Here is a 13,217-nt window from a genome sequence, read left to right as displayed (position 1 = left end):
GTATATTGTGAATGCTGTTTCAGCACTGCCTACTTTAGAAGCTGCACATATAGAAGCTGGGCATGCTTCAACCATGCTAGCATTGACTCAGCAACTATTGTCTATATTGCAAGAGCAGCATGGTTATGATGTATCACAGATTAAGACAGATGCTGTGAGCCTAGAATATTGGGGTAAAGACTGGACCAAACATTTTGCGCCAGCACCCTCTGCTATCGTATTTCCGAAATCTACTGAGCAAGTTCAAGCTTTAATAAAATTGGCAAATGAGCACAATACTGTCATCACACCGAGTGGTGGTCGTACTGGACTATCGGCAGGTGCAGTCGCTAGCAATGGCGAGATAGTCATAAGCCTAGATAAGATGAATAAAATTGGTCGATTCTATCCGGCTGATCGTTTGGTAGAGGTAGAGGCTGGTGTGATTACTGCGCAGCTACAAGAGTTTGCTGAAGCGCAAGGTTTGTATTATCCGGTTGATTTTTCCTCAGCAGGTTCAAGTCAGATCGGTGGTAATATTGGTACCAATGCTGGCGGGATTAAAGTCATTCGCTATGGCATGACACGTCAATGGGTAATGGGTCTAACTATCGTGACGGGCAAAGGTGATATCCTTAAGCTGAATCGAGGCATGGTTAAAAACGCTACTGGCTATGATTTACGTCAATTATTTATTGGCGCTGAAGGCACATTAGGTATCGTCACCGAAGCACAAATGAAGCTCAACCGTCCACCCCAAGATTTGACCGTGATGGTGCTCGGCATGGATGAATTTGACCATGTGATGCAGGTGTTAGCGGCTTTTCAAGCACAAATTGATTTGACTGCGTTTGAGTTCTTTGATGAGGTGGCGATTGATAAATTAATGGCGACTGGGCATGTGCAAGAGCCGTTTGAAGCTCGAACCAAATACTACGTTTTATTAGAATTCGAAGCGCCGTATGAGCCGATTATGGATAAGGCGATGGCTATCTTTGAAGACTGTATGGATAATGGTTGGATAGTTGATGGGGTAATGAGTCAGAGTATGGCTCAGGCGATGGATTTGTGGAAGCTGCGCGAGTATATCTCTGAGACGATTTCAGTATTCACGCCGTATAAAAATGACATATCAGTACTCATCAGCCATGTGCCAAACTTTATCCATGATATAGAAACGATCGTAAACGCCAAATATCCAGATTTTGAAATTTGCTGGTTTGGACATATTGGTGATGGCAACTTGCATCTTAATATTCTCAAGCCTGAGAATTTATCGAAAGATGAATTCTTTGGGCAATGCCAAACGGTGAATGATTCTATCTTTGAGGTAGTGCAGCAGTATGGCGGTTCGATCTCAGCAGAACATGGTGTGGGGATGACTAAAAAGCCTTATCTACACTATAGCCGTAGCGAAACCGAGATTGATTATTTGCGTGAGATTAAGAAAGTGCTCGATCCCAATGGTATTATGAATCGCGGCAAGATTTTTGATCTCTAGTTGAGTGGTATCGTAATCAATTAGGATTTATTTTTAATAAAAACTATAAGGAACTCTCATGCATATTTTAGACAGCAAAACGGTAAAGAGTCAATTGACAATGACCATGGCTATCGACTCAATCGAGCAGCTGTTGACCTTACAAGTGCAGCATCCAGAGTGGATTAAGTGCCCTGAGCGCTTGGTCATTCCAACTTTCACTGCCAGTGATAAAAACAGTGGCTCACATCTATCGATGCCTTCAGTATTGTTCGACGGTCATGAAGAATTTGCTATCGTTAAACTGGTCACCATTTGTCCAGATAATCCAAAGCGCAATCTACCGACGACTACCGCTGTGGTGAGTGTCTCAAACAATGATACGGGTGAAATCCTTGCCTTTATGGACGGTGTTTATGTCACTCAAGTACGTACGGCAGCGCTATCAGGTATCGCGAGCAAGTATCTAGCAAAGCCAGATAGCCAGCAAGTGTCAGTCATCGGCTGTGGCGGAATGGCGTATGAGCAGCTGAATGCTGTGCTCACTGTATGTCCAAATATCAAAACAGTCACGCTATGGAATCGAACCGCTAAGGGTGCAAATACCTTTAAAACACAGTTCTCTGAACAGTATCCAGAATGGTCGGTGACTATGGAGGTCTGCGAAGATATCGCGAGCGCTGTAAAAGATGCTGATGTGATTAACTTGGCAACTCGCGCAACCGAAGGCTTGTTTGAGATAAACCAAATCAAAGCCGATGTACATATTAATGCGGTAGGCGCTTATCAACCTGAGATGAAAGAAGTCAGTAACTCTGTCATTGACGCCTGCTCACATATCTTTATCGATGATATCGCAGGCGGACGTCATGAAGCGGGCGATTTGATTCAGGCGGATGCTGCTGAGGGTTGCAGTTGGACTTGGGAGGATTTAAGTGGTGATTTAGCGGACTTGGTCACAAAAAACATGATCATCGATCAAGATAAAAAAGGCGTCACCCTATTCAAATCTGTTGGGGCTGCCAGTTTTGATGCGGCAGTCGCTTTGAAAGTTGCTCAAAAGGCTAAAGACGAAGGTCTGGGTCAGCTTATTACTTGGGGGTAGTGATATGCGCTATGACGTTATTGTGATTGGTGCCGGCATAGTAGGAACCTCTATCGCTTGGCATTTGCAGAAAAACAACGCTCAAGTTCTTTTGTTAGATAAAAAATGCCCAGGAGAAGAAACCTCCTATGGTAATGCCGGTGTTATTACAAGAGAGGCGGTAAATACAAAACCGTTCCCTAGAAGTTTTAAGGAGATATCTAGAATATTACCTAATAAAAGTGCTGATATTCGATACCGTTGGTCTGCAATATATCGTCTTCAGCGCCCGTTATTACAGTATTGGATTCACTCAAGTCCAAAAAACGTTGAAAAGATTGATAAAGAGTGGGCTACTCTCATTCAGCATTGCACAGACGAGCATGAGCCTATGATTAGAGCGTCAGGCGCTGATGAACTGGTCAGTAAAATAGGTTGGATTGAGCTTCATCGTCATTCATATAGCTTTGAAAAATCAATTAATAAAGCGGTAAAAGCGGCAGATAAAGGCGTGGAGTATCAGGTTCTATCGCTAGCAGAGCTCCAAGCGCTAGAGCCAAATGTGAACTTTACAGATTATGTCGGTGGTATACACTGGAAAAACTCTTGGCAGATAAAAAATCCCAGCAGTCTTGTGAAAGCATATGCTAAAAATTTTGAAGCAATGGCAGGAGAGATAAAACAATCCACTGTAAAAAATATGATACAGACAGAAGAGGGGTGGCAGGTCATTATCGATAGCGAAACCTATTTATGTCAGAATTTGGTCATTGCTGCTGGTCCTTGGTCAGCTGATCTTATTAAACCATTGGGTTATAAAATTCCTCTATTTCCTATGCGTGGCTACCATCAACACTTTAAAAGCACCGACCAAAACGCATTTTCTCACAGCTTATTTGATGTAGATAAAGGGTTTGTGATGGGCACAATGGATCAAGGCGTGAGAATCACGACTGGCGCTGAAATGGCATTGTTAGATGATCCAAAAGACTTTAATCAGTTAGAGACTGTACTGACTTTTGCAAAAAAAGTGTTGCCGCTTGATGCTGCTGTTGAATCTGAAGCATGGTGTGGGACAAGACCCTGCATGCCAGACATGAAGCCAGTTATTGGGCCTGCATCAAAACACGATAATTTATGGTTTGCTTTTGGTCATGCTCATCAAGGTCTGACACTTGGACCGGTGACAGGGCGTCTTATTGAAGAAATGATTCATGGTAAGCCATTATTTATTGATGCTCAGCCGTTTAGTAGTAAACGCTTTGATTACAATCTTTAATAAACGTACCTTTTAACCCCGCTAGACCACATCTTTAACGCCCTTTACAGGCTTAATATTTGTTAAGTCTATCGTCAAAACATCCGCTACTCCCTCCTTTTTCTACTATAAAACTAGCAACATGAATTTTACTCATCTTTAATTTAAATAGTATCATTTTTATTCATGTTTTGGTTCGGGTATGATTCATCTCATACACAAATTCGGTTTTATCTCAAATAATGAGATTAGGTTAAGGTAGCGGATTATCATGAGTAAACAATTTATATATTCCATCTCGAGCATTCGTTTTGATGAAAATTATCAGCCAGCAGACAGCACGCGTCTGACGACTAACTTTGCGAATTTGGCTCGTGGCGAGAGTCGTCAAGAGAACTTACGCAAAACGCTGACTATGATAAATAATCGTTTTAATGATTTAGCACATTGGGACAATCCGACCGCAGACCGTTATTCTGTTGAAGTTGATATCATTTCTGCAGACTTGGATATTGAAGGCAATGGTCATACATTCCCAGTCATCGAGACGCTAAAAACAACGATTATTGATCATAAAGAGAACAAACGTATTGATGGTATGATTGGCAACAGCTTCTCATCTTATGTGCGCGATTATGATTTTAGCATCGTATTGCCAGCACATTTCGATAACCATCCTGCATCGCCACCACCAGCCGATTTTGGCGATTTACATGGCAAACTGTTTCAACATTTATTAAGTTCAGGTGCCTATAAAGCCAATTTTAATAAACAACCGGTGATTTGCCTAAGCGTTTCAAGCAGTAAAACCTATCATCGTACGGGCAATCAGCATCCTGTATTAGGGATTGAATATAGACAAGATGGCTGCGCTTTGAACAAAGGATCATTGACCGATGAGTACTTTTCCAAAATGGGCTTGACGGTGCGCTATTTTATGCCTGCTGGTAGTGTGGCACCTTTAGCATTTTATTTTTCTGGTGACTTGCTGACTGATTACAGCGATCTTGAGCTAATCAGTGCGATCAGTACCATGGAAACTTTCCAAAAGATTTATCGACCTGAAATTTACAATGCCAATTCCACCGCCGCTCAAATATATCAACCCAGTTTGAAGTACCAAGATTATTCACTGACGCAAATTGTGTATGATCGCGCGGAGCGCAGCCAGATGGCAGTGACGCAAGGTAAACTTACGGAAGACGAGTTTATTAATCCTTACCAAGACATTCTTGAAGAATGGGCGGCAAGCTATGATGTTGCAAGTGAGACTGCTCAAAAAGAATCGGTCAAAGAAAAAGCTGTTAAAAAACAGGCAGCCTAAGCAATTCAACTCTAGCCAAAATATAAAATACGAATGAATAAGAAGATGAATCCCATGACGATATTATTACCGACACAAAAATTATTACCAACATCAACAGCGGGCAGCTTACCGAAACCTTCTTGGCTTGCCGAACCTGAGAAAATTTGGTCACCTTGGGCATTAGAAGGGGAGCAATTGTTTGAAGCCAAACAAGATGCGCTACGTTTAACATTGCAAGAGCAGCGACATGCAGGGATTGATATTGTCAGTGATGGCGAGCAGACGCGTCAGCATTTTGTCACTACCTTTATTGAACATCTTGATGGCGTCGATTTTGAGAATCGAAAAACCGTTAAAATTCGTGATCGTTATGAGGCAAGTGTGCCGTCAGTCGTTGGGGCGGTGAGCCGTCAAAAGCCTGTTTTTGTAGACGATGCTAAATTTTTACGGGCGCAAACCGATCAGCCGATCAAATGGGCGCTGCCCGGTCCGATGACCATGATTGATACCTTATATGATGGTCATTATAAAAGCCGTGAAAAATTGGCGTGGGAATTTGCTAAAATCCTCAATCAAGAAGCCAGAGAATTAGAAGCGGCGGGTGTAGATATCATTCAATTCGATGAGCCAGCGTTTAACGTGTTCTTTGATGACGTCAACGACTGGGGTATCGCTACTTTAGAGCGCGCCATAGAAGGTCTAAAGTGTGAGACGGCGGTGCATATATGCTACGGCTACGGCATCAAAGCCAATACCGATTGGAAAAAGACACTAGGTTCAGAATGGCGTCAATATGAGCAAGCCTTTCCAAAATTGCAGCAGTCTAATATCGATATTGTCTCGTTAGAGTGTCAAAACTCACATGTACCGATGGATTTGATAGAACTCATTCGCGGTAAAAAAGTGATGATTGGTGCCATTGATGTGGCAACCAATACCATTGAAACCCCTGAAGAAGTTGCCGATACACTACGCAAAGCCCTGCAATTCGTCGATGCGGACAAACTTTACCCGTCCACCAACTGCGGCATGGCACCGTTGTCGCGCCAAGTTGCACGCGGTAAATTGAACGCGTTAAGTGCAGGCGCGGCAATCGTGCGTCAAGAGCTAACGGCTTAGGATTTACCGACTAAACTTATGCCAAATTTAGCTTTTATAGGTTGGGTCTTTAACTACGCCTATAAAAGCTTGTTTAAACTCATGAGTGACCTCAGTTATTAATGTACATACCGATTTAACATTTAGGATTGCAGCAATGAGTAAAGATGTGATTGAAGCAACCGACTTTAGAGATGCCATGTCTTTGTTGACGACCGCCGTCAATGTAGTCACCACCAAAGGGCAATCTGGTCTGCATGGGTTTACCGCATCGGCGGTATGTAGCGTCACCGATACACCGCCAACCTTGCTGGTCTGTATGAATCAAACGTCTCGCTCACATGCCCATTTTCTTGAAAATAAAACCTTAAGTGTCAATGTATTGGGTGCACAGCATGAGCCTATATCTAATGCCTTTGCTTCTAAATTATGCTCAGAAGAGCGCTTTCAACAGGGCTCTTGGACTGAGTTAGCAACAGGCGCTCCTATTTTAGAAGATGCATTGGTCAGTTTTGACTGTGAGATTGAGGATATTCAGCAAGTTGGTACGCACAGTGTCTTTATATGCCGAGTTGTCGCCATAAAACAAGGCTATCAACAAAGCAGTGCTGATGAAAGCTTGGTTTATTTCAACCGCGCTTACCATCAAGTAGGTCAAGTAGAAATCGTTTAAACTGACTTTCTGACATTGATTATCTAATTATTATCTAACTATAGTCAGCTTAATATCAAGAAGATACAGTAAAACTGGAATGAATTTCTTGTAGCCTCTGTCGGCGTAGGCACAGCAAGCTAGAAAAATTCGTACCAGTTTCACCTTGTCAGATAACGTATTCATTTTATTTTGTATCGACTATAAAACTATCATTTAACCGAGAAGTAACTATCCTGTGGAACTAATCATTTTTTTAATAATAGGCGCTCTAGCAGGATTTGCTGCAGGGCTTTTTGGTGTGGGCGGCGGCACGATTATCGTACCACTGTTATTTATCGTCTTTACCCAAATGGATTACAGTCCTGACAGTATCATGCATTTGGCGTTAGGTACGTCGTTGGCAACCATCATTGTTACCTCTATCAGCTCGCTCATGGCGCACAATAAAAAGGGCGCAGTCATGTGGCCTGTTTTTAAAAACCTGGCACCAGGCTTAGCGATTGGTTGTTTTTTAGGGGCAGGGATTGCAGGACAGATATCTGGGCTATATCTTCAGCTTATCGTTGGAGTGTTTTTGCTGTGGGTCGCTTATAAGATGTTTTTCGGTGGCAAAAAACAAGTCGTTAGTCATGCTGATGATGTCGCTGGCGTTAATACAGAACTGCCTTCAAAACCTAAGCAACTAGCAGCAGGCGGGGTGATCGGTATCGCTTCTGCCATTTTTGGTATTGGCGGCGGTAGCTTAACCGTACCTTATTTAACGCGCTACGGTGTAGTCATGCAAAAAGCCGTTGGCACGTCAGCAGCGTGTGGCTTGCCCATTGCCATCGCTGGAGCGTTAGGCTTTATGTTCTTTGGGATGCAGCAACAAGTTGATGTGCCCAATACCATTGGCTTTGTACACATTTATGCCTTTTTAGGGATTAGTATCATGAGCTTTTTCACTGCGAAGCTAGGTGCAAAAGTCGCCCATATACTATCACCAGAGCTTTTAAAGAAATGCTTTGCGGTATTATTAACCGTGGTTGGGTGTTATTTCCTTTTTAAAGGGCTGCTTTAAATATTCATAGTTGTTCCTCTAAAAGGCAAAGCTTGCGAACTGAGCTACCCAAAAAGCACATAGTGAAATGCATTATCATGATCTAAATAATCCAAAGCATGACAATCTAGAAAACAGTCTAGAAAACAATGTTGAGACAGTAGCTTAGTCGTGCTTGGGCGGTACAGAATATGTGCCAACAACATGCGCGACCAAGTCGCTAGAGCCTTCTGAGTATAAGGAAACCTCACCTACAATGAGCGTACGCCCTACCTTTAGCAAGGTGCACTCAGCAATAATACGCGCTTCTGCTGATGGTTTACGCAGAAAATTGATGGTAAGGCTTGTTGTTACTGTCAACGCTACAATGCCAATCTTACCAAGTATCGCCACATAGAGTGCGACATCAGCAATGCTCATCAATACAGGGCCAGAGACCGTACCACCAGGACGTAGCTCATCTATACCGATATCATGCGATAAGGTCGAACTATCATCGCCTACTGCCTCAACTTTGCACTTGGTTTGAGGGAATTCTAATGCCATAAAGGTTGCTATTTCTTCTTTGGTCGCTGACATACATACTCCTGTGGTTTAATTAATCTTGTTGTTAACTATCTTTTCTTTGCACTCAAGTTCATTGGTTCGATTAATACAACTAGAATCGATAAAATTGGTATCGATTCTAGTTTCTTACTATAAATGGGTAGTAGATAGATATATTTTTGATACTGACTCAATATTTTTAGTTGCGTATTCTTAAACTAAGGCGTACCAGCATGAACAACTTTAACTAGTGTAGATAGCATACGCCCTTTAGTTTCAGCGGTGCGTGATCCTTCATTCCAGTCAGGTGCTGCACACATAAACAATGTTTTGCCATCTTGTCCGCCAAGAGCAACCGCAAAAATGCCGTCAGGTGCCGTATCAACGGTTTCTAGGATTTCGCCCCCTTCTTTAATACGAACAGCACGTTGGTTCAAGGTATCTGCAATCCAAACAGCGCCCTCGCTATCTAAAGCAAGACCATCAGGTAAGATGCTGGCGTTCTCTATACGTGCCCCTAAATTTGGCTCGTCTCCTAACTCTCCAAAGTTAGCAAAGTCACGTTTTTCTCCTAAAGTGCCGTTTTCCTTAATATCGAACTGTGAGACTTTATTGCCAAATAACTCATTAACGATTAATGTCTTTTCATCCGCAGAAATGACCATGCCATTTGGAAAGGCCAAACCTTCTGCCACAACCTGAGAGGTACCATCAGGTCTCACCAATACAAGACCAGTGTGTTTATGATCAGCACCACCCATCAGGTCAAAACCGAAGTTTCCAACATAAGCGTTGCCATTAGGCGCAACGACCATATCGTTAGCATGCCCCTCACAATGCTTCCAGATATCAGCGTGAACAACTAATTCGCCATTGTCCTCTAAACGTAACACTTTACGATCTTTCATAGAGACAATGAGCATACGACCGTCAGGAAGCCAGCCTAAGCCAGATGGCTGCTGTTCTACATGAACAATCTTTTCTGCAACGCCTTCATCATTAACACGATAAACGCCTTTGGTATAAAAATCGACAAACCATAAAGCGTTTTTGTACCAACGCGGTCCTTCTAGGTAATGGAATCCATCAACTACCACGTCTAACTCATATTTTGACATAACTATCTTCCTTGATTTATAGACAAAATTATTTAAGAAATTTGCTGCTTATTAGAGTATTTCTTGGTAGATCATTCTTACTTCCTCTAAAGACATATCCATTGGATTGGTTTCAATGAGACGAGCATAGGTATTAATGACCATATCAGCTAACGCGGGGATATCCTCTGCCGTTATATCTAGCTCATTTAAGCGATATTTTAGACCACTTGTTTTCAAGAAGTCTTTTAGTTGATTAATAAATTGATGGGCAGCCTCTATGTCAGTCATGCCCGAAGTGTCGATAGGCATCACCGCACGAGCGAGTTCTGCATAAAGAGGTGCTGCTACTAGTAAGTTGAAAGTAAATACACTGCACATCACGAGCGCATTGGCATGCCCATGCGGCACATGGAAGTTAATGCTAAGTGGGTAGGAGAGTCCATGTACAGCTGCTACGGAAGCATTGACAAAAGCGATACCAGCTAGCGTTGAACCCAATAACATTTCAGCACGAGCATCAATATCATCGCCGTGATGGAGCACTGTATAAAAGTTACTCCACAGCATTTGCAAACCTTTAACAGCCAACGCATCTGAAATGGGGTTCTTTTTGGTGCGACTCGTGTAAGCCTCGATGCAGTGAACCATCGCATCTAGAGCAGTGGCAGCAGTAATATGGCGAGGAAGCTTGAGAGTTAGCGTCGCATCTAAAATAGCGACATCAGGTAGGATTTTGGGCGTGTATATGGCTTTCTTGCTGCCATCCTTTGCTGTGATTACAGATACGAAAGTAGCCTCTGCGCCAGTACCTGCAGTAGTGGGGATCGCAAACAACGGCATTTTTTTAAAACCACTAATATCTGCCTCTAAGAGCTCATTAACCGACTGAAAGTCATTGGAATATAGCGCGACAATTTTCGCGGTATCGATAGGGCTGCCGCCTCCTAAACCGATGACCAGATTACACTGGTTCGCTCTGGCAAGTTCAATAGCTTGTTCGACGACTTCAATAGGGGGATCAGCAACAACCCTGTCGAAAATAACAACATTAATACCAGCCTGCTCTAAAGACTCTTGTGCGATATCGACGTATCCCAGCTCACAAATGCCAGTATCTGTAATAATAATGGCAGATGTCGCGTCGTACTGTTTTGCTAAATCCCCTAGCTTCTGGCGCATACTGTCAGCTTCGCTAACAATGTGTCCATTAGTATAAAACTCCATCCCTGTCATTCTATTCTTCCTTGTGTAGATGAGCGATTATTTTTGTGTATTTATAGCCTTTAGATAAATCGCGTGTATAAAGTCTTAGTATTAACTCAATCACGCTACAGTGTATATCTATTAATTGGCACTTTTTGTAAGAATATTTCTTTATTAAAAGCATTAAATTCTATCAAGATATTACTCGCTATTTCTTTAGCTTTTTGAACTTTTGACATCATTAATAAGCTTTATCGAAGCTATCGCAATCTATAGGACTCTGGATATATTTCTAGGTTTCTTCCCATCTCTACTGAAATGGGCACTGAATTTCCTATATAATACGAGCCATCTCGTTGTTGATGATCCATTCAATTTAGGCTTTTTTCTTAGCAAAAAAGGCTTTTTATTAGGTAAAACGGTGCTTTATGTTTAACGCTTCCTCGACTCGTTTAAATAAATACATCAGTGAAAGTGGCATTTGCTCCAGGCGCGACGCTGACCGCTTTATTGAACAAGGTAATGTATACCTCAATGGCAAGCGTGCTGCGGTAGGCGCGCAAGTGGTTGCTGGAGATACGGTGAAAGTCAACGGGCAGCTCATTGAGCCGAAAGAAGCTGATGACTTTGTTTTTATTGTCTTGAATAAGCCAGTCGGCATTGTGAGCACCACGGAAAGCTCCGAGAAAAACAACATTGTTGATTTTGTGAGACATAGCGTACGTATTTTCCCTATTGGGCGTTTGGATAAAGATTCTCAGGGCTTAATCTTCTTGACCAGTAATGGCGATCTAGTCAACAAGGTATTGCGTGCTGGTAATAACCATGAAAAAGAATATTTGGTGACGGTGAATAAACCGATAACGGATAATTTTATCGAAGGTTTGGCTGGTGGCGTGCCGATGTTAGGTAAGATGACGAAAAAATGCCCTGTCACTAAGGTGTCGCCTAACGTGTTTAACATCACGCTAGTGCAAGGTTTGAACCGTCAAATTCGTCGTATGTGTGAGCATTTTGGCTATGAAGTCGTGAAGCTTGAGCGTACACGGATTATGAATGTCAGTCTTAAGGGTACGCCCGTTGGAGATTGGCGAGACCTGACGCCAAAAGAGTTGTCTGTTTTACTTAACTCTATAGAAGATTCTTCTTCGCAAGACAGTAAACCGGCTAAGAAATCTCGTAATGCACCACGAAAAAACCCTCGTGCCGATGACTCGTCAAAAGCAAAGTCGTCTTCGAAACCAGCGGGTGCGGCAAAGGGAAATAAAAAACACTCCAAGGATGGTGCCAGAAAACCAGCGGGTTCTAAAGGTAAAGATGGGCGTCCTTTTAGTGATGGCAAGAAGTCTGGAGGCAAGGGTAAGCCTGCTACAAATGGCAAACGCCCTTCAAAAGGCCGAGGGTCTAAGCGATAGTAAGTTTTCACAGTGTGACTGCTTTATTCATTTTTTAAATGTCAGCAAGCTAAATAATTTTAACTTTGACCTTAATAGGATAATATTATGTTTAAAATAAAAGTAGAACGCATTGTCAAAAAACCGATTGATGAGGTATTTGAAGCACTGAGCGACCATGCCAGTTATGGCTCATTTAAAGCGGTTGGGGCTGCTAAGCTAGTGACGGAAGGTGACGAGGAGCGCAATGGCGTTGGGGCTGTACGTACCATTCAATCGGGACCTGTTAAGTTTTGGGAGCGAATTACGGCGTTTGAGCGTCCTACTCACATGCAATACCAAATCGAAAAAGCTAAACCTATAAAAATGCAACATGATAAAGGCGTCATTGATTTAAAAGACTTGGGCGATGGTACCACACACGTGACTTGGGTGTCTGAGGGTCGATTGACTGTACCACTGCCATTAATCGGTCGCCTATTTGACCGTCAAATGCAAAAACAAGGAACTGTAGGGTTCAGTAGCATACTCAAATCTATAGAAAGCCGCTAATCTAGCGGCAATTTTTGGTTGTTCGATATAATTATCTAGCGATGGCTTATTTTATTTGAGCCACCACTACCAGTTTTAATTTGTTTTGTTCTTAGATACTTCAATCTCGTTAAAGCGTGCTAATTGCTCTGGTGTTGCTTTTTGTTGATGCTTCTCTTTCCACTCAGCATAAGGCATACCATAAACAAGCTCGCGTGCATCTTCGTATTCGATTTCAATACCACGCTCTTCACCAGCCGCTTTATACCATTTGGATAAACAGTTACGGCAAAAGTCGGCAAGGTTCATTAGCTCAATATTTTGTACATCTTTACGCTCGTCTAAATGAGCTAATAAGCGACGAAATGCCGCTGCTTCTAATTCGATGTTTGATTCTAATTTTGCCATAAAATTTTTCCTAATGGTTAGTGGGTCATTTCAAAACTGAAATGATACTAACGATATAAATATTGCGCAACCTGTGTTGATCTATATTAAAAAAGTCTATCAGTAAACTTGGCAAACTCATCATAGTAGAGGTTCA

At 42.3% G+C, this 13,217-nt stretch carries 13 protein-coding genes; 9 read left to right on the top strand and 4 right to left on the bottom strand.

What is annotated here, in order from left to right:
• Positions 1-73 precede the first annotated feature (73 nt).
• From FQ083_RS02465 to FQ083_RS02435, 7 genes are all read left to right on the top strand, one after another.
• Positions 74-1,480, top strand: a complete 1,407-nt coding sequence (locus tag FQ083_RS02465) for an FAD-binding oxidoreductase (protein ID WP_149408796.1) — start codon at positions 74-76, stop codon at positions 1,478-1,480.
• Positions 1,481-1,538: 58 nt separating this feature from the next.
• Entirely contained in the window at positions 1,539-2,564 is a 1,026-nt protein-coding gene (locus tag FQ083_RS02460) for an ornithine cyclodeaminase family protein (protein WP_149408693.1), read from the top strand.
• A gap of 4 nt (positions 2,565-2,568) precedes the next feature.
• A complete protein-coding gene (locus FQ083_RS02455; RefSeq protein ID WP_149408692.1) occupies positions 2,569-3,822 on the top strand; it encodes an NAD(P)/FAD-dependent oxidoreductase in 1,254 nt (417 codons plus the stop codon).
• Positions 3,823-4,072: 250 nt separating this feature from the next.
• Positions 4,073-5,125, top strand: a complete 1,053-nt coding sequence (locus FQ083_RS02450) for a DUF1852 domain-containing protein (protein WP_149408691.1) — start codon at positions 4,073-4,075, stop codon at positions 5,123-5,125.
• 54 nt (positions 5,126-5,179) lie between these two features.
• Complete coding sequence (locus tag FQ083_RS02445; protein WP_149408690.1) at positions 5,180-6,226, top strand: methionine synthase; 1,047 nt, start codon at positions 5,180-5,182, stop codon at positions 6,224-6,226.
• Positions 6,227-6,374: 148 nt separating this feature from the next.
• Positions 6,375-6,878, top strand: coding sequence for a flavin reductase (locus FQ083_RS02440; RefSeq protein ID WP_188004060.1), 504 nt, complete (start codon positions 6,375-6,377; stop codon positions 6,876-6,878).
• A 217-nt stretch (positions 6,879-7,095) separates the two neighbouring features.
• Positions 7,096-7,920 carry a sulfite exporter TauE/SafE family protein gene (locus FQ083_RS02435; protein ID WP_149408688.1) on the top strand — a complete coding sequence of 275 codons (825 nt, stop codon included), beginning with the start codon at positions 7,096-7,098 and terminating at the stop codon, positions 7,918-7,920.
• Positions 7,921-8,064: 144 nt separating this feature from the next.
• Here FQ083_RS02435 and FQ083_RS02430 read toward each other — a convergent pair whose 3' ends face one another.
• The 3 genes from FQ083_RS02430 to FQ083_RS02420 all read right to left on the bottom strand — a co-directional run bounded on the left by FQ083_RS02430 (position 8,065) and on the right by FQ083_RS02420 (position 10,778).
• Positions 8,065-8,478 (bottom strand): PaaI family thioesterase, encoded by a 414-nt coding sequence (locus tag FQ083_RS02430; RefSeq protein ID WP_149408687.1) that lies wholly within the window; start codon positions 8,476-8,478, stop codon positions 8,065-8,067.
• 185 nt (positions 8,479-8,663) lie between these two features.
• Positions 8,664-9,563 (bottom strand): SMP-30/gluconolactonase/LRE family protein, encoded by a 900-nt coding sequence (locus tag FQ083_RS02425; protein ID WP_149408686.1) that lies wholly within the window; start codon positions 9,561-9,563, stop codon positions 8,664-8,666.
• 51 nt (positions 9,564-9,614) lie between these two features.
• Positions 9,615-10,778, bottom strand: a complete 1,164-nt coding sequence (locus FQ083_RS02420; RefSeq protein WP_149408685.1) for an iron-containing alcohol dehydrogenase — start codon at positions 10,776-10,778, stop codon at positions 9,615-9,617.
• 398 nt (positions 10,779-11,176) lie between these two features.
• Between FQ083_RS02420 and rluF the strand changes: the two genes are divergently transcribed.
• Both rluF and FQ083_RS02410 read left to right on the top strand, forming a co-directional pair.
• A complete protein-coding gene (gene rluF / locus FQ083_RS02415; protein ID WP_149408684.1) occupies positions 11,177-12,163 on the top strand; it encodes a 23S rRNA pseudouridine(2604) synthase RluF in 987 nt (328 codons plus the stop codon).
• Positions 12,164-12,250: 87 nt separating this feature from the next.
• The gene (locus FQ083_RS02410) at positions 12,251-12,694 is read left to right on the top strand and encodes an SRPBCC family protein (RefSeq protein WP_149408683.1); all 444 of its coding nucleotides are present in this window, start codon (positions 12,251-12,253) and stop codon (positions 12,692-12,694) included.
• A 75-nt stretch (positions 12,695-12,769) separates the two neighbouring features.
• On the opposite strand, the gene FQ083_RS02405 is transcribed toward FQ083_RS02410, so the two are convergent.
• Entirely contained in the window at positions 12,770-13,081 is a 312-nt protein-coding gene (locus FQ083_RS02405) for a DUF1244 domain-containing protein (RefSeq protein ID WP_149408682.1), read from the bottom strand.
• Positions 13,082-13,217: the final 136 nt, after the last annotated feature.

This window comes from Psychrobacter sp. ANT_H59, assembly GCF_008369225.1.
GTDB lineage: Bacteria > Pseudomonadota > Gammaproteobacteria > Pseudomonadales > Moraxellaceae > Psychrobacter > Psychrobacter cryohalolentis.
The sequence above is the reverse complement of the archived record's forward strand: the minus strand, read 5'-3'. Positions and strand labels throughout refer to the sequence as shown.

What these genes read in the sequence shown, in the direction of transcription:
- FQ083_RS02465 (WP_149408796.1), top strand. Translation starts at nt 74, where the DNA reads ATGCTAGCATTGACTCAGCAACTATTGTCTATATTGCAAGAGCAGCAT.
- FQ083_RS02460 (WP_149408693.1), top strand. Translation starts at nt 1,539, where the DNA reads ATGCATATTTTAGACAGCAAAACGGTAAAGAGTCAATTGACAATGACC.
- FQ083_RS02455 (WP_149408692.1), top strand. Translation starts at nt 2,569, where the DNA reads ATGCGCTATGACGTTATTGTGATTGGTGCCGGCATAGTAGGAACCTCT.
- FQ083_RS02450 (WP_149408691.1), top strand. Translation starts at nt 4,073, where the DNA reads ATGAGTAAACAATTTATATATTCCATCTCGAGCATTCGTTTTGATGAA.
- FQ083_RS02445 (WP_149408690.1), top strand. Translation starts at nt 5,180, where the DNA reads ATGACGATATTATTACCGACACAAAAATTATTACCAACATCAACAGCG.
- FQ083_RS02430 (WP_149408687.1), bottom strand. Translation starts at nt 8,478, where the DNA reads ATGTCAGCGACCAAAGAAGAAATAGCAACCTTTATGGCATTAGAATTC.
- FQ083_RS02425 (WP_149408686.1), bottom strand. Translation starts at nt 9,563, where the DNA reads ATGTCAAAATATGAGTTAGACGTGGTAGTTGATGGATTCCATTACCTA.
- FQ083_RS02420 (WP_149408685.1), bottom strand. Translation starts at nt 10,778, where the DNA reads ATGACAGGGATGGAGTTTTATACTAATGGACACATTGTTAGCGAAGCT.
- rluF (WP_149408684.1), top strand. Translation starts at nt 11,177, where the DNA reads ATGTTTAACGCTTCCTCGACTCGTTTAAATAAATACATCAGTGAAAGT.
- FQ083_RS02410 (WP_149408683.1), top strand. Translation starts at nt 12,251, where the DNA reads ATGTTTAAAATAAAAGTAGAACGCATTGTCAAAAAACCGATTGATGAG.
- FQ083_RS02405 (WP_149408682.1), bottom strand. Translation starts at nt 13,081, where the DNA reads ATGGCAAAATTAGAATCAAACATCGAATTAGAAGCAGCGGCATTTCGT.